General features: G+C 61.5%; 22 protein-coding genes and 1 pseudogene. 9 read left to right on the forward strand and 14 right to left on the reverse strand.

Annotation, left to right across the window (positions count from 1 at the left end):
- Nucleotides 1–193: 193 nt before the first annotated feature.
- The 3 genes from FOB47_RS24340 to FOB47_RS24350 all read right to left on the reverse strand — a co-directional run bounded on the left by FOB47_RS24340 (nucleotide 194) and on the right by FOB47_RS24350 (nucleotide 2,186).
- Complete coding sequence (locus tag FOB47_RS24340) at nucleotides 194–961, reverse strand: class I SAM-dependent methyltransferase (protein ID WP_232348068.1); 768 nt, start codon at nucleotides 959–961, stop codon at nucleotides 194–196.
- A gap of 274 nt (nucleotides 962–1,235) precedes the next feature.
- Nucleotides 1,236–1,634, reverse strand: coding sequence for a hypothetical protein (locus tag FOB47_RS24345; protein WP_115737207.1), 399 nt, complete (start codon nucleotides 1,632–1,634; stop codon nucleotides 1,236–1,238).
- 249 nt (nucleotides 1,635–1,883) lie between these two features.
- Complete coding sequence (locus FOB47_RS24350; protein ID WP_115737208.1) at nucleotides 1,884–2,186, reverse strand: hypothetical protein; 303 nt, start codon at nucleotides 2,184–2,186, stop codon at nucleotides 1,884–1,886.
- 953 nt (nucleotides 2,187–3,139) lie between these two features.
- Between FOB47_RS24350 and FOB47_RS24355 the strand changes: the two genes are divergently transcribed.
- From FOB47_RS24355 to FOB47_RS24385, 7 genes are all read left to right on the forward strand, one after another.
- The gene (locus tag FOB47_RS24355; protein WP_151023066.1) at nucleotides 3,140–3,388 is read left to right on the forward strand and encodes a hypothetical protein; all 249 of its coding nucleotides are present in this window, start codon (nucleotides 3,140–3,142) and stop codon (nucleotides 3,386–3,388) included.
- 594 nt (nucleotides 3,389–3,982) lie between these two features.
- A complete protein-coding gene (locus FOB47_RS24360; RefSeq protein ID WP_062799422.1) occupies nucleotides 3,983–4,204 on the forward strand; it encodes a hypothetical protein in 222 nt (73 codons plus the stop codon).
- Nucleotides 4,205–4,365: 161 nt separating this feature from the next.
- Entirely contained in the window at nucleotides 4,366–4,764 is a 399-nt protein-coding gene (locus tag FOB47_RS24365; RefSeq protein ID WP_115737209.1) for a copper resistance protein, read from the forward strand.
- A 72-nt stretch (nucleotides 4,765–4,836) separates the two neighbouring features.
- On the forward strand, nucleotides 4,837–6,144 hold the full coding sequence (locus FOB47_RS24370; RefSeq protein ID WP_151023068.1) for a TolC family protein: 1,308 nt from the start codon (nucleotides 4,837–4,839) through the stop codon (nucleotides 6,142–6,144).
- Entirely contained in the window at nucleotides 6,141–7,706 is a 1,566-nt protein-coding gene (locus FOB47_RS24375; RefSeq protein ID WP_151023070.1) for an efflux RND transporter periplasmic adaptor subunit, read from the forward strand. Before FOB47_RS24370 ends, FOB47_RS24375 begins: the two co-directional genes overlap by 4 nt.
- Nucleotides 7,703–10,873, forward strand: coding sequence for an efflux RND transporter permease subunit (locus FOB47_RS24380; RefSeq protein ID WP_174782260.1), 3,171 nt, complete (start codon nucleotides 7,703–7,705; stop codon nucleotides 10,871–10,873). The genes FOB47_RS24375 and FOB47_RS24380 overlap by 4 nt, the downstream gene beginning before the upstream one ends.
- A complete protein-coding gene (locus tag FOB47_RS24385) occupies nucleotides 10,870–11,208 on the forward strand; it encodes a copper-binding protein (protein ID WP_053821763.1) in 339 nt (112 codons plus the stop codon). Before FOB47_RS24380 ends, FOB47_RS24385 begins: the two co-directional genes overlap by 4 nt.
- Before the next feature lie 711 nt (nucleotides 11,209–11,919).
- On the opposite strand, the gene tnpC (FOB47_RS24390) is transcribed toward FOB47_RS24385, so the two are convergent.
- The 11 genes and pseudogenes from tnpC (FOB47_RS24390) to FOB47_RS24440 all read right to left on the reverse strand — a co-directional run bounded on the left by tnpC (FOB47_RS24390) (nucleotide 11,920) and on the right by FOB47_RS24440 (nucleotide 21,877).
- Nucleotides 11,920–13,509 carry an IS66 family transposase gene (gene tnpC, locus FOB47_RS24390; protein ID WP_034021473.1) on the reverse strand — a complete coding sequence of 530 codons (1,590 nt, stop codon included), beginning with the start codon at nucleotides 13,507–13,509 and terminating at the stop codon, nucleotides 11,920–11,922.
- Nucleotides 13,510–13,540: 31 nt separating this feature from the next.
- On the reverse strand, nucleotides 13,541–13,891 hold the full coding sequence (gene tnpB / locus FOB47_RS24395) for an IS66 family insertion sequence element accessory protein TnpB (RefSeq protein WP_017514072.1): 351 nt from the start codon (nucleotides 13,889–13,891) through the stop codon (nucleotides 13,541–13,543).
- Nucleotides 13,891–14,355: an IS66-like element accessory protein TnpA gene (gene tnpA, locus FOB47_RS24400; RefSeq protein WP_017514071.1), complete on the reverse strand. Its 465-nt coding sequence runs from the start codon at nucleotides 14,353–14,355 to the stop codon at nucleotides 13,891–13,893. The genes tnpB and tnpA overlap by 1 nt, the downstream gene beginning before the upstream one ends.
- Nucleotides 14,356–14,778: 423 nt before the next feature.
- A complete protein-coding gene (gene tnpC, locus FOB47_RS24405) occupies nucleotides 14,779–15,123 on the reverse strand; it encodes a Tn3 family transposase post-transcriptional regulator TnpC (protein WP_053821762.1) in 345 nt (114 codons plus the stop codon).
- Nucleotides 15,116–18,103, reverse strand: coding sequence for a Tn3 family transposase (locus FOB47_RS24410; RefSeq protein WP_174782261.1), 2,988 nt, complete (start codon nucleotides 18,101–18,103; stop codon nucleotides 15,116–15,118). The genes tnpC (FOB47_RS24405) and FOB47_RS24410 overlap by 8 nt, the downstream gene beginning before the upstream one ends.
- A 141-nt stretch (nucleotides 18,104–18,244) precedes the next feature.
- Nucleotides 18,245–18,961 (reverse strand): annotated as a pseudogene (locus FOB47_RS24415) (DUF4158 domain-containing protein); the annotation flags it as partial.
- Nucleotides 18,962–19,051: 90 nt separating this feature from the next.
- On the reverse strand, nucleotides 19,052–19,615 hold the full coding sequence (locus tag FOB47_RS24420; protein WP_075791073.1) for a recombinase family protein: 564 nt from the start codon (nucleotides 19,613–19,615) through the stop codon (nucleotides 19,052–19,054).
- Between the two features lie 255 nt (nucleotides 19,616–19,870).
- Nucleotides 19,871–20,665, reverse strand: a complete 795-nt coding sequence (locus tag FOB47_RS24425) for a sulfite exporter TauE/SafE family protein (RefSeq protein ID WP_053821759.1) — start codon at nucleotides 20,663–20,665, stop codon at nucleotides 19,871–19,873.
- A gap of 11 nt (nucleotides 20,666–20,676) precedes the next feature.
- A complete protein-coding gene (locus tag FOB47_RS24430; RefSeq protein ID WP_053821758.1) occupies nucleotides 20,677–21,114 on the reverse strand; it encodes a DUF6691 family protein in 438 nt (145 codons plus the stop codon).
- Between the two features lie 10 nt (nucleotides 21,115–21,124).
- The gene (locus FOB47_RS24435) at nucleotides 21,125–21,556 is read right to left on the reverse strand and encodes a YeeE/YedE family protein (protein ID WP_053821757.1); all 432 of its coding nucleotides are present in this window, start codon (nucleotides 21,554–21,556) and stop codon (nucleotides 21,125–21,127) included.
- 12 nt (nucleotides 21,557–21,568) lie between these two features.
- Nucleotides 21,569–21,877, reverse strand: coding sequence for an ArsR/SmtB family transcription factor (locus FOB47_RS24440; RefSeq protein ID WP_053821756.1), 309 nt, complete (start codon nucleotides 21,875–21,877; stop codon nucleotides 21,569–21,571).
- A 124-nt stretch (nucleotides 21,878–22,001) separates the two neighbouring features.
- On the opposite strand from FOB47_RS24440, the gene FOB47_RS24445 reads away from it, so the two are divergent.
- Together FOB47_RS24445 and FOB47_RS24450 are read left to right on the forward strand one after the other, a co-directional pair.
- A complete protein-coding gene (locus FOB47_RS24445) occupies nucleotides 22,002–22,751 on the forward strand; it encodes an MBL fold metallo-hydrolase (RefSeq protein ID WP_053821755.1) in 750 nt (249 codons plus the stop codon).
- A 28-nt stretch (nucleotides 22,752–22,779) separates the two neighbouring features.
- Nucleotides 22,780–23,208: a protein tyrosine phosphatase family protein gene (locus FOB47_RS24450; protein ID WP_053821754.1), complete on the forward strand. Its 429-nt coding sequence runs from the start codon at nucleotides 22,780–22,782 to the stop codon at nucleotides 23,206–23,208.
- Nucleotides 23,209–23,366: the final 158 nt, after the last annotated feature.

Here is a 23,366-nt window from a genome sequence, read left to right on the forward strand (position 1 = left end):
GATAGCCAGGCGCGAGGGCCGCGCCTGCGACGCTGCCCTGACGGCCGCGCGAACCGAGGCATTTGGGAAGAACCCAAGCCGACGCGTCCGCTCTTGCGCCACAGACGAGCCTGGCGAAGGCTTGAGACGCGGCCCGCGGCGTCCTCGTCATTGACGTTAAACGCCGCGATGGGCCCACGCGTGACTGCGTCCTCTACAAAGTCCAGCCCTTCTTCCTGGCCACCAGCAGCAGCGAGCCGCCTGCCGGGAAACGCAAACCGGCCCGTATTAGGTTGTGCTCGAGGGTGCAAACACCCCCGAGCATGCCGTTCATGGCCGCCCCAATGCGAAACCCGTCGTCCATGGCATCGCCGGGCGGCTTGGCGCGCTGCCACACCCGGGAGATGGCCATCGCAGGCAGCAGCAGCGTCATGAAGGAGGTGACGTCCACGATTTCGAACCCGGCCGCCTCCACTTTCTTCACCAGTTCTTGGCGCGTATAGCGCCGCTTATGCTTGGCCGCATCGTCCATATGGCTCCACAGCGACGGATGCTGGGGCACTGTCAATACGATTCCCCCATCATTCCTGCAGGCCCGGTACATCTCCGCTAATACTTGAGCGTCGTCGTCGACGTGTTCGATGACGTCAAACGCCCCCATGACATCGAAGGCTTGGGCAAAGGGAATGGCACGGGCATCCATTTGCAACAATTGAGCTTTGCATTTGCGCTGTCCCTGCATCAGGGCGCGCAACGATGCCTCGCCGCCGACCAAGCGTGCACGCGGGAAGCGGGCCTGGATCGCGCGCAGGTTCTCCGCGGTTCCGCAACCGACGTCCATGAAAGAGCGCAAGGCCGGAAAGTAGCGCTGCAGCGCGTCCAGGATCAGTTTGCGGCGATAGACGAACCAGAAGTGCGTCGCTTCGAGCTTCTCGTACTCGACAAAGAGCGGTTCGTGAAAGCCATCATGGTCGACCATCATGGCAGGTGCTAGGCAGAGCACGCCAGCCAGAACACGGGGCTGCCAACCGCACGCGCTGCACGCCCACACGTCAATTTTGAGCGGGGCCTTACATTGATTACAGATGCGCATCGCTGTCTCCAATATGTGCGCGCGCGCGACATCGCACGCCGCACCATAATTGCCCTACCTTGCTCTCGCACAGGAACGAGCGCAGGCAGGCTTGTTTCGTCTTCGGTCAAGGACGAGATCTAGGAAGGTGGAGGTAGCCAGCCCAGGAGTTGCTTGGGCGGCGTCAGAGATGGGGGGAAGGCGGGCGCAGCAGCGTTTCAGGCGTTGTGCTGGCAAATATCCACAGCAGAGACGCCGGTAGCATGCTGTTCATGGACAATGCTTGGGTCCCCGAGAAGGCAAAGATGGCAAGTGTCGAGGCGGCCGAGCAGGCAGAACACGCATGACAACCGCGCCCCTTGCCGCGCTCTTTGCTTGCCGGACAGTGATGCGACCTCGGATCGCAGTGTGCGTCGGCCTGGTCGGCGCTCGCCTCGTCAGCGACGTCGATGGTGGCAAGGATGGCGAAGAGACCGGCGCCCTGCCGCAACTCGGTCAGCTCGCCGCACGAAAGAGTAGCCGCTGCGCCAACGTTCTGAATCGGCAATACCAATACAACGAGCCAAAGCGATAGGTGGCGCAACAGCCTTCTCATCCGGCGGCATCAAGCATCAATTGAGTCGGGAGTCTATACGAGCCGCCTGTCAGTAGAATGACGTGGACATGACAGACGCGGCGCTTCTCCTGATTTTTTCAACGGACGCCGGCGTCACGGTAACGAACAAAGCCTAGAAGCGATGCCTCTGATGAAAGCATCCGTATCATGCGGGAGTCCCCCGCTCCGGCTACCGGTGTCGGCACGCCAGCGGGCAATCAATAACAGGCGAGTGCGTCAGTGGTCGCGTGAACCGTGAGCGGCATTGTGCCAGCGGCGCTCAGGCTCACGTCGCCCATGTTCGATGCCGTGGCGCGGCTGGCGATGCGACTCGCGCGGCGCAGTGCCATGCCCGTACGAGGGCTGCGCATCATGTACCACCGCAACCGCGGGCACGACGTGCACAGCGGCAGGCGCCGGCCGTGACGGGTAGAGGCCTGCCCGACCATAGCCCTCATGCGTGTAGCCATGCGTCTGCGCATTGGCGTAACTGAACCCGATGACCAGCGCGGTGCCGACTAGGATGGGAAGCTTTTTCATATTTTCTCCTTTGCGTGCGTAGAGGGTGGGAGCATACGACTTCTACATTGCCGGCAGTGTTCGCGTTTCCCTACAAATGTGAGCGGTTGTAACGGCATTACCCCAGCAATGACGCGCGAGTCGAACTCGATGACTGCCGCGTAATGGTTGGGTAATGATGGCGGCAATTTCCAAACGGGAACGCTTGCTGCCATTCCCGGGCCAAGACAACACAGAAAAAATTCCTGCACGTAATGGTCGCGTAATACTAGCTGGTCGTGAATGTCGCAATCTCCTGCCGATGAACATCACTAGGACGAAAGCCCAACCGAACATGGATGGCCAGCATGTAATGGTTGGGTCATCGCATAGCAATGTGAAGTAAGGTCGCTGAAAGATGGCACGCTGCGGGGCCCTTCTGCAAAGGCAGATCTTGGTGCAAAAGCAATCAGAACCTAGATTCACGATAACGGCATTGCCGTTTGCACACCGCTTCGCTGGCTTCCCGGTCGTGTCGCGCCCTGAACCACCGCAACGGACTCTCGTCATCTAGGGCAAAGGAGAAATCATGCGTGTCTTATTACTCATTACCGTCATGTTGGCCGGGTGCGCGACCGTCGCAGAACGTACCGCGCACGCCGAGCGCGATATGGAGACCTCATTACGCGTTGAGGGCCCCGCTTGCGAAAAGCTCGGCTATCAGAAAGACTCGGATCCGTGGCGTGACTGCGTGTTACGCCTCAGTGCCGGAAGTGGACCGTGTATGCATCGACGGTTTTGAAACGCATGCCCCGCGTATGGCGGGGCAATTCGCGGCGAGTTCGTTCTCTACACCCGACGCCTAGCGGCTGCGGATGGGTGGCGCTTACCGGTCGTTTTCAATCGAAGCGCGACGCCAGCCTGCGCACTGCTTGACCTTACCCCCGTGGGAAGGTCCATAGTGCAAATGAGGACGGCATCGCGGCGATCACGCCTTGGCCGTACCACGCATCCAGCGGGGAAAGCATGACGACTGCAACGCCACGTTATTTGATGACGTGTTCGCTGCGTTCCGTCTGGCCTGCGCACAGCAGCAGTACAGCGTGGCCGAGCACCTGCTGGCTGCCCTGGAACAATTGGCCGGCGACAACCATCGCATGCTCGACGAGGTCTACCTGTCGTTCGCGTCGACCTGCCCTGCAGGCAACGCGCTGTCGGACTCAACCGTGCCGCGCGCAAGATGAAGTTCTATACTCAATATGGTTCCCGCGACGGCGCTACTCGGCTCGGAGAGGTCCAATGCGTAAGCCTATGAATCGCCTTTGGCGTCTCGTCGTGCTCCTGACCCTGGCGCTGGCTTTGCCTCTACGAGCTCAGGCCGGACCGTTGGACAACTGCTGTATCGCTGGCATCGCTCAAATGCCAGCACACGGACCTGCTCAAGCGGCGCAAGCCAGTGTCGAGACCGGCAGTCCCCATGACTGCGTCAGTCAATTCGGTTGCGCCGGTGACCGACATGTCAGCGGCCCGTCTCGTCTTCCCTGCACGATTTCCGCTTGTGCAATCCTCGCGGGCACGCCGTTGGCCACCGCCGCCCCCACGGATGCATGGACCAGCGTGTTGGTCGCGCATCCGGAGTTCGCATATCGCTCCGTCGTTCCGCCTCGCCTCGAGCGCCCGCCCAAACGGTACTGTCTGTAGGGCGGTCTCGCACGGCGAGGGTGCCGCACTTGGTGCCATCGCACCAACGTGCTCGTCTGATTTCGACATTTGCAGTGTCGCCTGCCGCTCGCTGGTGGGTTTAGGCCGCGCGCTGCATACCCAGAACGAGGAACATCATGAAATTCTTTTTTCACGCGCTAGGGGGCGCCGTCGCCCTTGGGCTCTCGCTGTCAGCAGTCGCCGGTCCGGACTGGTATGTGATCGAAAAGGCTCGCAACGCCAAGCGGGCTGAGGCGCAACAATTGAAGGCGCAGCAGGCAGAGGACCACACCGCGATGAGGCGTGACCATGCCGCCATGATGCAAAAGTGCCGCGAAATGATGGGTCAGCCCAAGTAACCGGCATACTCCGATGCGCTGCGTTGGCGTGGCGCATCGGAGCGCCTCGATTGGGCGATGCCACAAGTGGGTCGCATTTGATCTGTGGCAAACGGCCGCGAGGGCAAAGTGCCGAAAGCGGCCAAACGCTGCTACCATTTGGCTCAAACCGAGTTTCCCACGTGCGTATCCGCTTTCGCCGGCTTTGCCTTGCCGCCTTCCTGCTGAGTACCTTCCTGACAGTTCAGCTGGCAGCGGCGGCCTACGCCTGCGCGGGCAGCCGGTATTCGATGGACGGTATGACGGACATGGCCAGTATGACCGAGTCCTGTCCCGACATGACGCAGAAGGCCGAAGCGCCGGCTGCCCATGACGGCTTGTGCCTGGAGCACTGCCAGCTTGGCTCCAAATCGGCCGACCACCCCAGCCCGCAGATTCCAGCGTTCCAGCCCGTGCTCGTCAATCTGGTTGAGCCGGCGTTGGTGCCGGTAGTCGTCAGCCAGCGAGCCGCCTACGCCGACGCGGTGCCACGCGGGCCCCCTCGCCCGCTGCCCATCCTCCACTGCTGTTTCCGAAACTAGCCTCCGCAGCAACGCCTACTATCGTGCCCTGAACCATGGTGTTCAGGGTGGTCGTTGCTTTGCGGAGGCTTTATGCATTTGCGTTCTCCCTTTGCGTATGGGTGCCGGCTGACGCTCGCCCTTACGCTGTTGGCCGCTGCCCATCCCGGATGGGCACAACCGGCGGCCGCACTCTCCTTGCAGGAAGCGGTAGCCCTCGCGTCTTCCGGCTCGTCGGACGCCGAAACATCGCGCTCGGCGGTCCAGTCCGCCATCGAGATGGCGGTCGTTGGCCGGCAATTGCCGGATCCGGTGCTCAAAGTCGGTGTCAATAACGTACCGGCGAACGGACCCGACCGGTTTTCCCTCGGCACGGAATCGATGACGATGCGCTCGATCAGCCTGATGCAGGAGTTCACGAGATCGGCCAAGCGTGAGGCTCGCGCCCAGCGCTTCGAAGCCGAGGCGTCGTCGGCCGAGGCCCAGCGTACGGCGGCGCTCGCCACGGTGCAGCGCGGCGCCGCGACGGCCTGGCTGGACCGCTGGTATGCCGAGCGCGCCTACAGTGTGCTCTCCGAACAGGCGCACTCCATCCAGTTGATGGTAGACGCGGCGCAGGCCGCCTATCGCGGCAACCGCGGCTCCCGTGCCGACATCCTGGCCGCCGAACTGGAGCTCCGTCAACTGCAAGATCGCGAAGACGAGGCCCGCGCCGCACTGGTATCAGCCCGAGCGATGCTGCGACGCTGGGTGGGCGAGGCTGCAGAACTTCCCCTGGCCGAACGCCCTGGCTTTGAGGCGCCGGCCTGGCTCAATACCTTGGATGCCGGCGGCGTGGCGCAACTGCCGGAGGTGGCGGCGGCCGAGGCACAGGTTGGCGTCGCCGAGGCGGAAAGCCGGGTCGCTCGGGAGAACAAGATCCCGGATGTGAGCGTGGAACTGATGTACAGCCAGCGCGGCCCCGCCTACTCCAACATGGTTTCGCTCAACGTCTCACTGCCGCTTCCCTGGGACCAGAAGCATCGCCAGGATCGGGAACTGGCCGCAAAGCTTGCGCAGGCCGACGCCGCGCGCGCGCAAGCCGAAGTCGTACGCCGCGGCTTGCTCGGGCAGTTGCGCGGCAAGCAGGCAGAGCTGGCGCTCAGCCAGGCGCGGCTCGAGCGCTATCGGAGCACCACGGTGCCGCTGGCCAAGGCACAGACCGAAGCGGCCCTGACTGCCTATCGAGCGGGTGCCGGCACCCTGACCGCCGTGGCCGATGCCAGCCGCAAGGCGCTCAATATTTCGCTTGAGCGCCTGAAGCTTGAGGCTGCCACCGCCCGCCTGTGGGCGGACCTGACTTTCCTGATGCCGTTACCCACTGCAAACCAGCCCACGTCACTGCAAGGAGCCCAACCATGAACAAGACCACGATTGCACGGACGGTGGCAGGCCTGATGGTGGTGGCAAGCGTTGGCGCTGCCTATTACCTCGGTCAACAGCAAGGGCGCCAGTCGCCCGCGTCGGCAAACTCGGGCACCGGCGCCGGCGGTGCCGCCCTCAAGGCGGGCGACATTGACCCGAAAACTGGCAAGCGCATCCTCTACTGGCACGACCCGATGGTGCCCGGACAGCGCTTTGACAAGCCGGGCAAGTCGCCGTACATGGACATGCCGTTGTCGCCCGTGTATGAAGAAGCCAGCGGCGGTGCGGCCGTCACCATTGACAGCCGCGTGACACAGAACCTTGGCATTCGCACGGCCGAGGTGAAGACCGGCCGACTCGAGGCCGCACTTCAAGTGCCGGGCAATGTCGCGATCAATGAACGTAGCATCGAAGTGCTGCAGGCCCGCACCAGCGGATTCGTGGAGCACGCGTACGCTCGGACCACCCTCGATCCGGTCAGCAAAGGTCAAGCGTTGGCGCAAATCTATGCGCCAGAATGGGTCGCGGCGCAGGAGGAATATCTGGCGATCAGCCGGATGGACGGCAGCCTCCAGCGCGAGCTGCGCGAGGCCGCCATTGCGCGCATGCGTCAGGTGGGCATGACCGAGAGCCATATCCGGTTGGTCCAGTCCACCGGCAAACTGCAGCCGCGGCTGACGATCACCAGTTCGGTCGACGGCATCGTCACCGAAATCGGGGCGCGCGATGGCATGACGGTTTCGCCGGGAACGACTCTGTTTCGCATTGCGAGCCTAGCAACCGTTTGGGTCATCGCCGAGGTGCCTGAGAGCCAGGCCGCCCCGTTGCGGCCCGGCCAGACAGTGTCGGCCACCGCGGCAGCCTTGCCCGGCCACCCGCTGTCGGGCAAGGTCGACGCCATCTTGCCAGATATCAGCGCCGGCACCCGCACGGTCAAGGTGCGCATCGAATTGCAGAACAAGGCCCGTCAGCTATTGCCCGGCATGTTTGTCTCGGTGCGCTTTGACGCCGCCCCAGGGCCAGATCGTGTGCTCGTGCCAACCGAGGCGCTGATTCGCACCGGCACGCGCACCATCGCCATGGTCGCATCCGGCCAAGGCGGCTTCAGCCCCGTGGAGGTCAAGACCGGCGCGGCGGCAGGCGGTCAAACCGAAGTCATTGAAGGGCTCAAAGCGGGTCAGAAGGTGGTCGTATCAGGACAGTTCCTGATCGACTCGGAGGCGAGCCTGCGCGGCACTACTCAGCGCATGACCGCCCCCACAGCCGCCTCTGCAGCCGGCGCGTCGGCGCCTGGCACCGCTGCGGCGCCCGGGCCGGAGCATCAAGGCGTCGGCCGGATCGAGGCCCTCACCGAGCAGAGCATGACGATCTCCCATGGTGCCATTCCCTCGGCGCAGTGGGGCGCCATGACGATGGAGTTTGGCGCGCCGCCAGCCGGCATGCCCAAAGGTTTCAAGCCCGGGGACCGGGTCCGATTCCGCTTCCGCCTGGATAGCGACGGCGTGGCAACCCTCTCCGCCGTTGAGACCGCCGACGCCACTGCGGGAGCCAAGCCATGATTGCCCGGCTCATCCTCGCGTCCATCCGCAATCGGTTCCTGGTGCTGCTCACCACCGTCATGGTCACCGCGTGGGGACTTTGGGCGGTACAGAGCACACCGCTTGACGCCCTCCCGGACCTGTCCGATGTGCAGGTGATCATCCGCACGCCGTTCCCAGGCCAGGCACCACAGATCGTGGAAAACCAGGTCACCTATCCGCTCACCACGACCATGTTATCCGTACCCGGCGCCAAGACCGTGCGCGGCTACTCGTTTTTTGGTGACTCCTATGTCTATGTGTTGTTCGAAGACGGGACCGACCTGTACTGGGCGCGCTCGCGCGTGCTCGAGTACCTGAACCAGGTGCAATCGCGGCTGCCGGCAGCGGCCAAGCCCGCGCTCGGCCCCGATGCAACCGGCGTCGGCTGGATTTATGAGTATGCCTTGGTTGACAAGACCGGCCAGCATGACCTCAGCCAGCTACGGGCGCTACAGGACTGGTTCCTGCGTTTCGAGCTCAAGTCCCTGCCCAACGTCGCTGAAGTGGCTTCGCTTGGCGGCATGGTCAAGCAATACCAGATCGTGCTGATGCCGGATCGGCTGCGCGCCTACAACCTGTCGCAAGCCAAGGTGCTCGCAGCGCTCAAGGGTGCCAACCAGGAAACTGGCGGTTCGGTGCTGGAGTTGGGTGAAGCGGAGTACATGGTTCGGGCGACCGGTTACCTGAAAACGCTGGACGACTTTCGCCAGATTCCGCTCGTCACCAGCGACGCCGGCATCCCGGTACGGCTGGGCGACGTTGCCACCGTGCAACTCGGCCCCGAGATGCGGCGTGGCATTGCCGAACTGAATGGTCAGGGCGAAGTGGCTGGTGGCGTCATCGTCCTGCGCTCAGGCAAGAATGCCCTGGAAACTATTGAAGCGGTCAAGGCCAAGCTCGCCACCTTGCAAAAGAGCCTGCCCAAGGGCGTCGAGATCGTCACGACTTACGATCGGTCGGCGCTGATCGAACGGGCAGTGGACAATCTCACCACCAAGCTGATCGAGGAATTCGCGGTCGTTGCGCTGGTCTGCCTGGTGTTTCTCTTTCATCTGCGCTCGGCGCTGGTGGCCATCGTCTCGCTCCCGCTGGGCGTGCTGGCCGCCTTCCTGGTGATGCGCTATCAAGGCGTGAACGCCAATATCATGTCGCTGGGTGGCATCGCCATCGCCATCGGCGCGATGGTTGATGCCGCGGTGGTCATGATCGAGAACGCGCACAAACATCTCGAGCACTGGCATGCCGACAACCCGCAGCGCGACCTCGGCGAGCATGAGCGTTGGCGCGTCATCGGCGAATCTGCTGTCGAAGTCGGACCTGCCCTCTTCTTCTCCCTGTTGATCATCACGCTGTCGTTTATTCCGGTGTTCACGCTGGAGGCGCAGGAGGGCCGTCTTTTTTCGCCGCTCGCCTTTACCAAGACCTATTCCATGGCAGCCGCAGCGGGACTTTCCGTCACCTTGGTACCAGTGTTGATGGGTTACATGATCCGCGGCAAGATCCCGTCGGAGCAGGCCAATCCGCTCAATCGCTGGCTGATTCGTGGCTACCAGCCGCTGCTCGGCAAGGTGCTCACGTATCCCAAGACCACCCTGGCAGTCGCCGCCGTGCTGCTCGTCGCCACCGCGTGGCCCATTATGCGCATTGGCGGCGAATTCATGCCGCCCTTGGATGAAGGCGATCTGCTCTACATGCCCTCCGCGTTGCCAGGTCTCTCTGCAGGTAAGGCCTCCCAGCTACTGCAGCAGACCGATCGGCTCATCAAGACCGTGCCGGAGGTCGCAACGGTGTATGGCAAGGCGGGCCGCGCCGATACCGCCACCGATCCGGCGCCGATCGAGATGTTCGAGACCACCATCCAGTTCAAGCCCAAGGACCAATGGCGTGCCGGCATGACCACCGACAAGCTGGTGGAGGAGCTCGATCGGGTCGTCAAGGTGCCAGGGCTGTCCAACATCTGGGTGCCGCCGATCCGCAACCGCATCGACATGCTCGCGACCGGCATCAAAAGCCCGGTGGGGATCAAGGTCGCCGGTACCGACCTGAAGGAAATCGATCGCCTGGCCACGCGCATCGAGGAGGCCGTCAAGACGGTTCCCGGGGTCACCTCCGCACTGGCTGAGCGGCTCACGGGCGGCCGGTACATCGACGTCGATATCGATCGGGGCGCTGCGGGTCGGTACGGCCTGAACATTGACGACGTTCAGGCGATCGTCTCGTCGGCCATCGGTGGCGAAAACGTCGGCGAAGTGGTCGACGGGCTTGCGCGCTTTCCGATCAATGTCAGGTATCCGCGCGACTATCGGGACTCCATCGAGCAACTGCGCAGACTACCGATCGTGACCGACAAGGGGCTGCAAATCACGCTGGCCGACGTTGCGCGCATCCAGGTTGTGCAAGGGCCGCCCATGTTGCGCAGTGAAAATGCGCGGCTCTCCGGGTGGATCTACGTCGACATTCGCGGCAGGGACCTGCGCTCTGCCGTGCAAGACATGCAGGTGGCAGTCGCCAGAGCCGTCCCGATGCCAGCCGGGTACTCCCTGAGCTGGTCGGGACAATTCGAGTATCTCGAGCGCGCCACCGCGAAGCTGAAGGTAGTGGTCCCGTTCACCCTGCTGATCATCTTCGTCTTGCTCTACCTGGTATTCGGCCGGCTGGATGAGGCGCTGCTCATCATGGGCACTCTACCGCTGGCCTTAATCGGCGGCTTCTGGCTACTCTATCTGCTGGGATACAACCTGTCGGTGGCCGGGATTGTCGGCTTCATTGCACTGGCCGGGGTCGCTGCGGAATTCGGCGTCATCATGCTGCTCTATCTGAAGCATGCCTGGCAGGAACGGCTCGAGGATGGGCAAAACAGTCTTGCGGCCCTGCTCGATGCCATCCAGGAAGGCGCCGTGCTGCGTGTGCGCCCGAAAGCGATGACCGTAGCTGTAATTCTGGCCGGCCTGCTTCCGATCATGTGGTCGCACGGAACCGGCTCAGAAGTGATGCAGCGCATCGCTGCACCGATGGTCGGCGGCATGGTGACGGCGCCGCTGCTGTCCATGTTTGTGGTCCCGGCGGTGTATCTGCTGCTACGCCGCCGTCAGATCAAGCAGGCTTCCCTTTCCCCCAACCTCACACCTCAGGAGGAATCACAATGAAACACCTCAAGACCCTCGCCGCCGCCCTGGCCATCATTGCCGCGCCGGCCGTGTTCGCCGCGGGTTCGATGGACGGCATGGACATGAAGGCGCCCGCCGCCTCGCAACAGGCAGCTCGGCCGGTGCCCGCAGAAATCAAGAAGATTGATGCGCAAACCGGGAAGGTCACGCTCAAGCACGGCCCGATCGAGAATCTGGGCATGCCCGGCATGACCATGGTGTTCCCGGTCAAGGATCGCGCCTCGCTTGGCAAGTTCAAGGAAGGCGATGCCGTGTCGGTGACATTCGACAAGGTGGATGGCGCGCCGACGGTCGTGGATATGCAGCGCAAGTAATCGCCCCATGCGCGCACGGGTTCGCCGCCGGCGGCCGTGCGCGTCACGGCATGGCCTAGCAACGTCACGCTGGCAGCCATGGGCGCCACTGCGCAACGATCCTGGCAAGCCAACTCCGAATCGAATCAGACCGTGCGCCACAACCCTTTTGATCTGCCCCACGATGTCCTCGTCGTCGTCCTGAGCTCACTGGCCATCCTCCTTTGTATGCTCGGACTGTTTGCTTGGTATCTGCGACGACGGCACGGCCCCCGGCGAATTCGCGACCAGCATGGCACGGTCTCGCGCAAGCGCACCAGGAAGTCGAGCAGACGGAGCAAATAGCGGTCGGAAAGGGGGCGTCCACTGGTTACCTCCTTGCAATGGCTCGCACGGCTGGGGGCTTCCATTCCGGTGCCCAGGCGCCGCTACGTTGCTTACCCGGACTAGCAACAGCTCAGACCGCCCATCATGCGCTGATGCATCAAAAGCATCCCTACCACACCAAGGATGGCAATCACGCCGACGGCGGCGCACACAATCAAGATGACTTTCCAAATTGACGATTTGTTCATACTCTCGCTCCTAGCGGCCTGTGTACGCTTTCGCGCCAATTGATGTGCCGCACCTGGTGCTGATCGTCGCCCCTGATTTCCTTGACAAGGATCTTTTGTATGACTGTTTGGTAAGCGGTCTTTTGAGGGCGTCCCTTGCGGCCGCCGGCGGTATCCGCTAGGCGTCTGAGGACTTGAGCGTCCAGGGCAGCAGAGCCTCGTAGTCGTCGGCGGTCTGTGCGTGTGGCAACGCCTTGAACAAGGCAACGAGATACTGATACGGATCGACGTCGTTGGCCTTGCAGGTTTCCACCAGTGAGTAAAGACTTGCGCTGGCGTTGGCACCGGCCACGGTGTCGCAGAAGAGGAAGTTTCTCCGTCCGATCACGAATGGCCTAATCGCGTTCTCGCAGGGATTGTTCGAGATCGGCCAAGTTCCGTTCTCGATGTAGCGCACGAGCTTTGGCCACTGCCCATGCAGGTAGTGCAGCGCCTTGCCGAACAGGCTTTGCGGCAGTACGGTATGCAGGTGTTGCAGCAGCATCGTTTCGATCTCGGCCAGCAGCGGCTGGCTTTGTTCGGCGCGAACTTGCTGCCGTTGTTCCGGCCTCATCTCGAGCGTGTGGCGTTCGATGGCAAACAGCTTGCCGATGCGCTGCAGGAATCCGGTGACCGTGTGGTCGGCGCGCTTGTCCTTGGGCAAGGCTTGCTCCGCCTCGACCAGGTAGCGCCGCGCGTGCGCCCAGCATCCGAGGTGCACCAACTGATAGGTGTTTGCGACGTCGTCGTATGGTGCATAGCCGTCGGTCATCAACACCGACCCAGGCTTGATGCCGGCATAGAGAGCCGTAGCCTGCTTTGTCTCGCGTGTGGGGCTATAGGCAAACAACCGTACCGGCGGGCCCGTGCCATTCATCTGCGCCCATAGGAAGCTCTTTCTCTGGGCAGGCCTGCCGGACTCCTTGAGCACCTGTACCGTTGTCTCATCACCGTACACGACGTCTGCTTCCAGCAGATGGTCACGCAGCAGGTTGATGATTGGCTGCACCGCTTGGCCTACTCGCACTATGCTTGCGGCCAGGGTGCCGCGAGAGAGGTCCCCGCCGAAGCGATGCAGCAGCGCTGCCTGGCGGTACAGCGGCAGGCCATCCTGATACTTCGAGGTGATGCACCAGGCCAGCGCCGATTCGGTAAGGAGTCCCTTGGGAATAATGCGTGCCGGTGCCGGCGTCGTCTTGATGCCGCCGTCGCAGCATGGGCAGGCGTACTTGACCCGCTGGTGCTGGATCACGCGGACCTGTTGCGGCACGATGTCGAGCTGTTCGCTGACCTCAACGGCAATCTCGACCAGAGTCTGGCCATCGAGGGGGCAGACGCGTTCCGATTCGGGTAGTTCGTGACGAACCTCGACACGGGGCAGCGCCGGGTCGAGCGGCTTACGGCCACGCTTCTTGCGTGTGTGCCCGGCCACTTCGGTCTCGGGCGTACCTTCTTCTTCCTGCGCCGGCTGCGCGGCCGCTGCCGCCATGGCTTCGGCCTCATTGAGGAACAAGTCCTTCTGCTCCGAGCCTCGCGCCTCGCTCTTGGCGGCGAACAGCTTACGCTGGAACGCCTTGAGCTGTTCCAAGAGCAGGTCTCGCTGGACCGTCATCACACGCAGCTCGCCCTTGATTGCCTCGCGTTCCGCGAGTATTGCCTTGAGCTCGCGCTCGGCGTCTCGCAACAGTTGCAGCTCGGCGGCGGTAACGGTGACGGGCGTGGATGGCATGGCGGGTTAGACCGCTGCCGCCAAGCAGCGTTCACGCAGCGCGATGGTATTCTCGGTGCGGGTGCCGGCGCATCGCCTCGATGTCGATTCCCTCGAGCAGCCAGTGCAACTGTTCGACCGTCAGCGTGGCCACCGACGCCTCGCGTGGCCAAGCAAACCGGTCCGCCTCCAATCGCTTCAACAGTAGCCAGAAGCCGTTGCGATCCCAGCCGAGAATCTTGATGCGATCGGCCCGCTGGTTGCGGAACACAAATACAGCAGATGCAAACGGATCCAGCCCGAGCGCCTGCTCGACCAGCAGTGCCAGGCCGTTGATGTTCTTACGGAAGTCCACAGCGTCGCGATGCAGGTACACCCGCAGCCCAGCGTCGAGGCGGAACATCAATGGCCTCCATTCAGGGCTTCGATCATTGCCCTTACGAGCGCCACGTGTCGCTCGTCGCATTCGAGCTCGAGTGATACCCCGTTGGGTAGCTTCGCGCTCAAGAGTGCCAGCGGTAGCGCTCGCTGCGGTGGCGAATCGGCAGTCGCTGAGGCCGCTTCGCGGCGAGGCACCACGACCTTTGCAGGTGTCTCGATCGGCCGCGAATCCAGAACCTCCTGGACAACCGGCACGAATGCCGGCAATGCACCTCGCGCCTGCGCTGAATCTCGGTACTCCCGAATCCATTTGCGCAACTGATTAGCGTTGATGCCAGCCTTGAGAGCCGTGCCCGAAACCGATGCTCCCGATTGAAGGCAGAACTCAATCAGACGCCGCTTGGCCGCTGGCTCGTAGTCGCGCTTCCCATTGGAGCGGACTCGCACCGCCTGCAGCGGAAATAGGTCAATCTCGTCTTGGATCATGTTTGCGTCCGCAAAGTCTTTGCGGACGCAAGCCTGCCAACGTTCAGCCTTCAATACCAGACGTCGTCAATTGAGCGCTTACACTGTTTGCCTGGTATCCGCGACGCCCACAAGCCCGTCCGAAGGCTGCCCAATCAATGCGGCGCCGACTCACTGGCGCGCACCAGAAAGTCAGAAAAATAGCTGCAATTTCCTACACCAACCTCGACTGTACACATCTGATGATGTCCGAGCTTGTTCGCCTGCCATGCCCGACAGGCAATGTACTGCCAGTTGATCGCATCGCTGCAAGCGGAAAAAGTGCGCCGAAGGGCCTAATGGACGCGGCTAAGTTGCTCCGGCTATCGTACTGACTTTTGTCCTGCTGCTTCGTCGGAACCGGCCTCACATGCGCCGTCTCGACGCGCAAGCGACCTAGCCGAGTCAGCTATCGTCGCGAGGGCGAAGCGGCTCCAGCGGGCGCAGCGCTTGAACGGCGCGCTTGAGCAGCAAGATCCAGTCATCCAACTCCTCTATGATGGCCTCGGTTTCGTCCACGAGGGTCGGGCCAGTGGTTGGATACGACAATGCGGCGCCGTTGATCAGAGTATGTGCCATGCCGTGCAAGCGCAGCAGATCGTCGCGCAGTCCGGCTGGCTCACAGCAACGCGCGCGGATCGCATCGAGTTGTTCCACCACGCGCAGGATGGTGGTCGTGTCGAACGTGTCCCGAAGCGCTTGCAACGCCTCAGCGTCGACCCTGCCGTAAGGTGTATCGGTATCAGGCATGGCGAGGCTTGCGGACGGAATGGGCGGGAGCGGCAAAGAGGCTGTCGCGAATCCAGGCTTCCGGCACCCGCTCCAGGTTGAGTTTATAGTCGCCGAAGCGCTTGATGTTGCTAGTGAGGTAGGGACTCAGGAAGCCGATGTCGGCCACGTCGACTTTGATCCCTTCCTTCACCATCGCGCGCAGGGCCTGCATCATGTCCGCCGTGTTCTGAAGAATCACGGCCGAGGCGATCAAGTCGTTGTAGCGCAGACGCTTCTGCTGCTCATCGGGATCGTTCTCGGCCAGCACATCGCCGCCGAACGAGAACCATTTGGCAAAGCCATTGTAGGACTCGATCTTGTTGGTGGTGGCGGTGATCTCCTGGCGCAACTCGCGGCTGCCAATCCATTCGAGCAGGAACGCCGTGCGCACGACCTTGCCGAGTTCCTGCGCCGCCAGAAACAGGCGGTTGCGGCGGCTTTCCGAGCCGAACCGGCGCAGCAGGAGCGGCGAGGAGATTGTTCCGGCCTGAATCGATAGCGCCACCTGCATCAGGTCCTTCCAGTGGAAGGCGATCAGGTCCCAGTCCACGGTGTCCGAGAACAGCCGGTCGATGTGCTTGTATTTGATGTTCGCATCGGCACGGTAAAGCTTCAGATCCTGCCAATTGCGGATGCGCGGCATCAGGTTGATGCCCAGCAGATGCGTGAAGGCGAACACCGCGGCCGACTGACCCTGGGTGTCGGCATGCACGGTATCGGCCTCGACGCTCAAGCCGGCCTTGAGCAGACCCTCGATCACGTAGATGGCTTCCCACACGCCGGGCGGAATGAAATGCCGGAACACCGCGATGTAGTTGTCGGCCACATGCCGGTAGGCCACCGCGCCCATCTTGCGGTACCGAAAGTGGTAGCCGGCCAGGAGGTTGTTGTCGTAGAAGTCGTACTGGGTGCCGTCAGCCGCGACGGTCTTGCCATCCCCCCAGTGCTTGGGCAGGTCGAGCCGCAGATACAGCTCGATCAATTCCCGCTGCGCGGTTTCGAGACGCTCCAGGCTCAGATGCCGGCGGTTGACGAACGACATCATGTGCGGCGTGATATGGCGGGCCGCCTGGGTGGGTCCCAGGTTGCAGCCCATGGCGAAGATGGTCAGCAGGTAGCGCTCGGCCGCATTGCGGATCTTCGGGTCGCTGCCGGAGAGCGGGCCGAAGTGCCGTGTGAAGCGGGTCCAGTGCTCGATGTTGGCCAGCACGTCCAGCAGGTTGCGCGTCGGCATACGTCGGATCAGCGCCTGCTGCAAGGCAACGGCGCTGGCCGGAATCTCCCGGGCGACGGTGCGCTTGAGCACCGGCTCGCCATCCTGGCCGATGGTGACGTGCTGGCGCTTGTCGGGAAAACCGGCATCCAGCGTGCGCGCCGTGTCGGCGAGCCACTGGCGCAGATACACCACGAAGTCCTGCGCGTTGGCTGGCATGTCCAGCTTGGCGCAGTATTCCGGCAGGCGCCGTTCGCATTCGCGCCAGGGCAGCAGGTGCGCACGGTAATCGGCAAAGGCATCCGAACCCACCACGCACAAGTCGCCGGATCGCAGCTCGTTGACCATATGCGAGAGCACGCACAGTTCCAGGTAGCGCCGGTTGGTAGGGGCGCCCTGGTCGTGGGGGCGACGCACCAGCTTTCGCCAACGTTCCGAGGCGAAGCTCACATCGACGTCGGCGGCGATCCATTCGCGATGCAGGGATTCATTGTCCAGCACTACCGCAAGTGCCGCCAGCAGCGTGCGCGACTGGCTGGTCGACTCCCATTCCAGCACCTGCGCCAGGCGCAGCATGACGGAGCGATGCGCGCGGAAATGCCGCCATAGTAGTGGCAGGTAATTGTTGCCGCTGAAGGCCCGCACCTCGGCGCAGCTCTCGCGCAGCGGCTCCAGATCGCCGGACGGCGCGAGGAAGCGGCGCACCTGCCGGCCGATCAGCGCGTCGTCCTGGCCATCGGCGACGATATCGACCACGCCGTCGAGCAAGCTGACCAGCTTCTCCATCTGGGCGCGCTGACGGGACTGGATGCGCTCCATCTCGTCGCGCGCTCGCTTGTGGATGGAGCCCATGCGACGGATGAACATTTCCGCGAGATCGTCGCGGGTGGGCACGCGCATATGGTTGAGCAAGGCAACGATCAGCGTGTAGCGCTTCTCAGGTAGAATCTCCCTTAGATTGGCCGCGTCCAGGCTCATGGCCTGGCTGGCCAGCGAGCGCAGCTTCGAGGCTGGCACGCCTGCGATTGCGCGAGAGAAATCGCCAAGCCCGTCAAGTAAGGTCAGGTGTTCTATGAGTAGGTTGAGATGCTTGCGTGATGGACGGCGCGCGTGGCGCTTGATGTTGTTGTAGGCGGTAAGTCGGTTGGTGAATTCCCGGGTGAGAAGCCGGTCCAGCCGCTGCCGTTCCTCGTCCGACAAACGCCTTGCAACGCTTCGAAACAGTGCGGTCTGCGTGCGGGTGTGAATCTGCTCGGCAATGTTGTCTAGGGTGGAGAACGCTGGCAACTCGACCTGGCGCAGGATCAGCGCATCAATGGTGGCATTGATGATGTCCACTTGCTGGTCCATAGTTTCCGCGGCTTCGCGCGCGGCGCGGATCGTGACCTCGTTGCCATCGGTGCCGATATAGGGCTGGACGCCGAGAAATTCGCGTACCGCCGTGTAATGCCGGTACAGCGTGGGGGATAGCTTGCGGTCATAGCCAAATGCGGCATCTGGCGCCAGACCAGCGCTGGCGCGCACGTGGTCAATCACGACGACGGGAATGCTGTCCAGGTTGGGGAAGTAATGCAGTTGCTGGAAGACCTTCAGCAGCACCAGCAAGCCAAGTCGCGGCACTTGTCCACGTGTTGAGCGGGTGGCCCACTCCAGTTCCTCGGCATCCGGCGTGTAACACGCCTGTAGCTCCTTAGTGGAGAAAACCTTCGGGAAACGCGGGTAGGCGGTACGCTCGACGGTGGCCATACAGGATCTCGACAATCTCTGAAGGGCCAGCCAGTCTAGCCGAGGACGATGGCAAAGTTCTAGACCAAAGTTATAACTAAAGGGAATGTTTCTTCTTGTTTATATAACCCAGCGGCTTATGATAGCCGATTGCCCGAATCTTGGCATGACCCCCGACTGGAACACTTTGAGGCGTTCGATGTGCTCGCGCATGTAGCGGGAATTGGGCTTGAGCGGCGACTGGCGGAGCCACACGAGCCAGGTAATGCTCATGTCAGGCGCGACGTTGAGCAGGTTGTCCAGGGAGCGCTTGTGGTGGCGCTCCAGCGGCTCGATCAACGTGCGATAGAGCCGCCGGTTCGCCCTCGTCACGGCCTCGGCGCAGGCGCGCTCGATGACGGTCAACGCCGGCAGAATGATGCGCTTCTGGCGCAGCGTTTCGAGGGAATGCGCAGCCAGGATCATGGCCTTGTCGGTCTGCATGGCGAGGTCAGCCAGGCTGTGTACCAGCTTGCGGAAATCAGGCAGGCCAAACACGGACAGCCCGAGGTAAGCGCGCAGCTCGTGCAGGTGCTCGTTGCGCGTTTTCTCCCGTCCGCCATATTCCGGCCAGGCGCCGGCGTCGCCGCGCACCTGCTTGGCAACCCAATGGATCACAGGATCTGGCAGCATGGTGTCGCTGGCCAACGCGTAGCCAGGGTAGCGCAGCAGGCACATCTGCACGGCGAAGCCGAGGCGGTTTGCGGCGCCACGGCGTTGCCGGATCAACGCCAGGTCGGCGTCCGTGAAGCTATATTGTTGGATCAGATCATCCTGACTTTCGGGCAACACGAGCAGGCTGTCGCGTTCAGTATCGGAAAGCAGTGAGCGGCGTGGCATTTGTTCGATTTCTTGGAAATCTGATGAAAGAGAAGCACATGGAGCAGAGAATCCGGGCTCAGGGCTGTCCGATCATGAGTGCATGAACGTTCATACGGTGCGCGTTTTTAGGTACTGGTAGAGGGTTTCTCGACTGATGCCAAGGTCGCGGGCCACGACCGCTTTCGGCTCGCCGGCGGCGACCCGAGTGCGTAGCTCAGTCACACGCTCGGGCGCGAGCGCTTTTTTGCGGCCACGGTAGGCCCCACGTTGCTTGGCCAGCGCGATCCCCTCGCGCTGCCGTTCACGGATCAGGGCGCGCTCGAACTCGGCAAAGGCGCCCATGACCGACAGCATCAGGTTCGCCATTGGCGAGTCCTCACCGGTAAAGGCCAAACACTCCTTGGCGAACTCGATGCGTACGCCGCGCCTGGTCAGGCTCTGCACAAGGCGCCGGAGGTCATCCAGGTTGCGGGCCAAGCGGTCCATACTGTGCACGACCACGGTATCCCCCTCGCGCACGAAGCCCAGCAGCGCTTCCAGCTGCGGCCGTTGAGTGTCTTTGCCCGATGCCTTGTCGGTGAATACCCTGTCGACTTGTGCATGTTCGAGCTGCCGGTCCGGGTTCTGGTCGAAACTACTGACCCTGACGTAACCGATTCGTTGGCCCTTCAAGGAACCTCCTTGTTGTGAATGTCAGGCTGAAATCTATGAGCCTTCCGGTCAGGTGTCAATAAAATGTTTATATGACTCTATCCTGACGCATTTTGCAGGGCCCTCCTGACGCCTAATTGGGGTGTAGCCTAAGCTCACATGCTTAGGTGACGGCGAAAATGCGAACGGGGTTTCTTAATGCTGTTCTACGAACGAGTGATTCTCTGGCCAAGAGAGCCAGCAGGAGCATATGGGTTGTGTTATCGATCGTTTCCTCTACAGTGATTTAAAAGTCATCATTGCAGCGACCCCGAGACATATCACCCCGAAAGCAGCTTTCAGATACTTTTGCGGAAGCCGCGAGGTGAGCACACTGCCGACTCCCATCCCGACTATGCTTCCTGCTGCGAACGGGAGCGCGACACCAAGGGGAAATTTTCCTGTAGATAGGCTGGCCGCTACGCCAGTTAGCGAAACAAGTGCGATAACACCGAGCGAGGTAGCGACGACCGATTGCACCGCTAAATCCGTGAAACGCTGCAAGGCCGGCACCATGACGAACCCGCCGCCTACCCCGAGCAAACCGGACAGAATGCCCGCAATGGCACCTGCGATCGATAAGGCGCCGGCGCACTTGCTCGTCCAGATAAACCGTCCACTCATGTCGTCCCGAATGCAGGGTCGATCCAGAGTAAGAGAGGTGGACTCGACACTGCGGCCGACGATTTCACGGAAGGTTTTATATGCGACCCAGGCGAGAATAGCGGCAAACAACAGGCTGAGCAGTCGCGTGTCCAAACGGTGAGCCAACCATACACCGAGTGGCGCGAGCAGGATGCCAGTGCCGGCAATGAGCACGGTCGCGCGGTAGCGCACAATCCCAGCCTTTAAGCCCATCAAAGCACCTGCTGCGGCAGAAACACCGACGGCGAGCAGGCCAACGGGGCCGGCTTCGGCGATCGTTAAGTGCATGCCGAAGACAAGAAGTGGGACCGCGAGAATGCCTCCCCCAGCTCCTGTCAGACCCATGACAATACCTACCACCGCCCCCAAGAGAAGACCCGTAATCATCACAGCCCCGGTTACGCGGCCGGTGATGCGGCTTTGGCTTTTGCTCGTTCGAGCAGTTCAAACAACGCCATTCCGACCAGCATGGCGATGAAGAACAGCAAGGGTTTGGCGCCGCCTTGTGCGAGCGATGCGAGCGCAGGACCGGGACAATAGCCGGCCAGGCCCCAGCCGACGCCGAACGCGAGTCCGCCGAGCACGAGACGGCGGTCAATTTGCGTAGCCGTCGGCAAGCGCATGGCGTCGCCCAGGATCGATCTCGGACGTTTGGCCGCGAACGGAAACACCAGCGCGCCGACGACTACAGCGCCGCCCATCACGAACGCAAGCGACGGGTCCCAGTTTCCGGCCAGGTCCAAAAAGCCGAGCACCTTCGCGGGGTCGCTCATGCCGGACAAAATAAGCCCCAAGCCGAACAACAGGCCGACCAACAGCGACATGAAGATTTTCATTTTTGCTCCCTTAGCCGACAAGATGGCGAACAACGTAGACGGTCACGAATCCGGCGGACATAAAGGCTACGGTAGCCACCATCGAACGCGGGGAGCGACGCGACAGCCCGCACACGCCATGTCCGCTAGTGCAGCCCGAACCGTAACGGGTACCGATCCCTACCAGCAGTCCGGCCAGGATCAAGACCGGGTAACCGGCCTCGATGTGCACTTGGGGCAGGGGAGCGATGCTTGAAAACACGAGAGGAGAAAGCACTAGGCCGCCCACGAACGCAAGACGCCAGGCGATATCGCCCCTTGCGGGCGTTAACAGGCCACCCACGATGCCACTGATGCCCGCAATTCTTCCGTTAAATACCAAGAACAGTGCCGTGGCTATTCCGATCATCAGCCCACCCGCCAGCGACGTCCAGGGCGTGAAATTGTTCCAGTCAATCATCATTACAGCCTCCTATTACGTTGGGCAGTAAAGTTGGTACAACACCTGTAGCACTGCCAGTGCCTCACTACTGGAGATGCTGTAGAAGATCTGCTTGCCCTCACGGCGCGTATTCACTAGTCGCTCTTCGCGGAGCACGGTCAGCTGCTGTGAAAGCGTAGGCTGCAAGATCCCAGTGATGGTTTCCAGCTCTTTGACCGAGAACTCGCCCTGCGTCATCTGGCATAGCAAGAGCATACGGTCGGGGTTGGACAGTACCTTCAGAAGCTTGCTAGCCTCCCCAGCTGCGGCATGCAGTTTCACTAAATCAATTTGCTTTGGCATGGCCACGTAGATCCGTTTAAAAGTAACACTTTACACGAACATTATACCATAACATAATATATTAAACGTAGAGACGATGATCCATGTGTCGAACTCTGATCACGACGACTATTAAGGAGCGCCCATGATTTTTAGACAACTGTACGAACCCCTGTCGAGCACTTATACCTATCTGCTGGGGGACGAGGACACGGGACAGGCAGTCCTCATCGATCCCGTGATTGCGACCATGGATCGGGATCTGGCCGAGGTGCACAGGTTAGGTCTGACCTTGGCTTACACGGTCGATACCCATATCCATGCCGACCACATCACCGCAGCTTTGGAAATGAAGCGTGCCGTGGGTAGCAAGATTGCCGCGCCTGCCTACGATCAGTTGTCATGTGCCGATGTCGGCATCGAAGAAGGCAGGCCATTTCAGGTCGGGGGTATTACTTTGCAGCCCCTGCATACCCCCGGCCATACCGACGGGCACTTTGCCTATCTTTTAAATGACCGCGTATTCACAGGCGACGCCTTACTTATCGAGGGGTGTGGCAGGACTGACTTTCAAAACGGTGATGCCGATGCGCTCTACAAAAGCGTGCGAGAGAAGCTGTTTGCTTTGCCCGACGAAACCTTGGTCTACCCGGCGCACGACTACCAGCAGCGTTTTGTCTCCTCGATCGCGCAGGAAAAGAAGCGTAATCCCCGCCTGGGCGGGGAAAAGACGCTCGAAGAGTTCAGGGACATCATGGCCAAGCTGAACCTTCCATACCCTAAGTTCATTGACTACGCTGTCCCGGGGAATAAGCAATGTGGCGTCTGTCCCCCAGACCTGCCAGAGAACTTGGCCAGCTATTGCCGCCAGATGACCCAGAGCCCGCAGGGCTGACGTGCCGCTAACCAACGGAGAAATTGAAATGACAAACTTCAAGCAAATAGGGGATGGCCTGTTCATCGGTCCCCAGCCTTCGGGGCAGGATTTGGTGGAGGCGAAGCAGCAAGGCATTCACACCGTAATTGACATGCGTACGCCTGGGGAAACGGCCACCTCGAACGCCGAGTTGGTCAGGAACAGTGGACTGGATTACTTCAATGTACCAGTCAACAAGACAGCCCTGTCAGAGCAGCAGATTGACGAGTTAAGTCAAGTAATGCAGAGAACACAAGGGCCGCATTTACTGCATTGCGCCACTGGCACGAGGGCCGCGTTGCTGCTCGCGCTTAGTCGTGCAAAGCAGAATGGGTGGACAGCGGAACGCACGTTCGAGGAAGCGCAAACCATGGGGTTCAACCTTCAGGGTTCCGCTGATTTCGCCAGCTTCGTCAGGCAAGTCACGGCCAAATAGATGTTCATTCGCAACTAGAACTGCAAGTTAAAGTTCACAAATTTCGATTCAGGGAGCCACTTTTTGGATGCTGTACGATTTGGGCCGCTCGTCGTCCCTGTACAAGTAGCACTACTCTTAGCAGGCATAACGCTTGCCCATTCTGTTGCCGCGTGGTT

The sequence above is a fragment of the Cupriavidus gilardii genome (assembly GCF_013347325.1).
In the GTDB taxonomy this organism is placed as follows: Bacteria; Pseudomonadota; Gammaproteobacteria; order Burkholderiales; family Burkholderiaceae; genus Cupriavidus; species Cupriavidus gilardii.

Bases quoted from the DNA above. Each gene is read 5' to 3' on its own strand.
- FOB47_RS24410 (WP_174782261.1), bottom strand. From the start codon at position 18,103: ATGGCCACCGTCGAGCGTACCGCCTACCCGCGTTTCCCGAAGGTTTTC.
- FOB47_RS24440 (WP_053821756.1), bottom strand. From the start codon at position 21,877: ATGCCAAAGCAAATTGATTTAGTGAAACTGCATGCCGCAGCTGGGGAG.
- tnpB (WP_017514072.1), bottom strand. From the start codon at position 13,891: ATGTTCCGCCTCGACGCTGGGCTGCGGGTGTACCTGCATCGCGACGCT.
- FOB47_RS24445 (WP_053821755.1), top strand. From the start codon at position 22,002: ATGATTTTTAGACAACTGTACGAACCCCTGTCGAGCACTTATACCTAT.
- tnpC (WP_034021473.1), bottom strand. From the start codon at position 13,509: ATGCCATCCACGCCCGTCACCGTTACCGCCGCCGAGCTGCAACTGTTG.
- FOB47_RS24360 (WP_062799422.1), top strand. From the start codon at position 3,983: ATGAAATTCTTTTTTCACGCGCTAGGGGGCGCCGTCGCCCTTGGGCTC.
- tnpC (WP_053821762.1), bottom strand. From the start codon at position 15,123: ATGCCTGATACCGATACACCTTACGGCAGGGTCGACGCTGAGGCGTTG.
- FOB47_RS24430 (WP_053821758.1), bottom strand. From the start codon at position 21,114: ATGAAAATCTTCATGTCGCTGTTGGTCGGCCTGTTGTTCGGCTTGGGG.
- FOB47_RS24340 (WP_232348068.1), bottom strand. From the start codon at position 961: ATGATGGTCGACCATGATGGCTTTCACGAACCGCTCTTTGTCGAGTAC.
- FOB47_RS24435 (WP_053821757.1), bottom strand. From the start codon at position 21,556: ATGATGATTGACTGGAACAATTTCACGCCCTGGACGTCGCTGGCGGGT.
- tnpA (WP_017514071.1), bottom strand. From the start codon at position 14,355: ATGATCCAAGACGAGATTGACCTATTTCCGCTGCAGGCGGTGCGAGTC.
- FOB47_RS24370 (WP_151023068.1), top strand. From the start codon at position 4,837: ATGCATTTGCGTTCTCCCTTTGCGTATGGGTGCCGGCTGACGCTCGCC.
- FOB47_RS24375 (WP_151023070.1), top strand. From the start codon at position 6,141: ATGAACAAGACCACGATTGCACGGACGGTGGCAGGCCTGATGGTGGTG.
- FOB47_RS24385 (WP_053821763.1), top strand. From the start codon at position 10,870: ATGAAACACCTCAAGACCCTCGCCGCCGCCCTGGCCATCATTGCCGCG.
- FOB47_RS24425 (WP_053821759.1), bottom strand. From the start codon at position 20,665: ATGATTACGGGTCTTCTCTTGGGGGCGGTGGTAGGTATTGTCATGGGT.
- FOB47_RS24450 (WP_053821754.1), top strand. From the start codon at position 22,780: ATGACAAACTTCAAGCAAATAGGGGATGGCCTGTTCATCGGTCCCCAG.
- FOB47_RS24350 (WP_115737208.1), bottom strand. From the start codon at position 2,186: ATGAAAAAGCTTCCCATCCTAGTCGGCACCGCGCTGGTCATCGGGTTC.
- FOB47_RS24380 (WP_174782260.1), top strand. From the start codon at position 7,703: ATGATTGCCCGGCTCATCCTCGCGTCCATCCGCAATCGGTTCCTGGTG.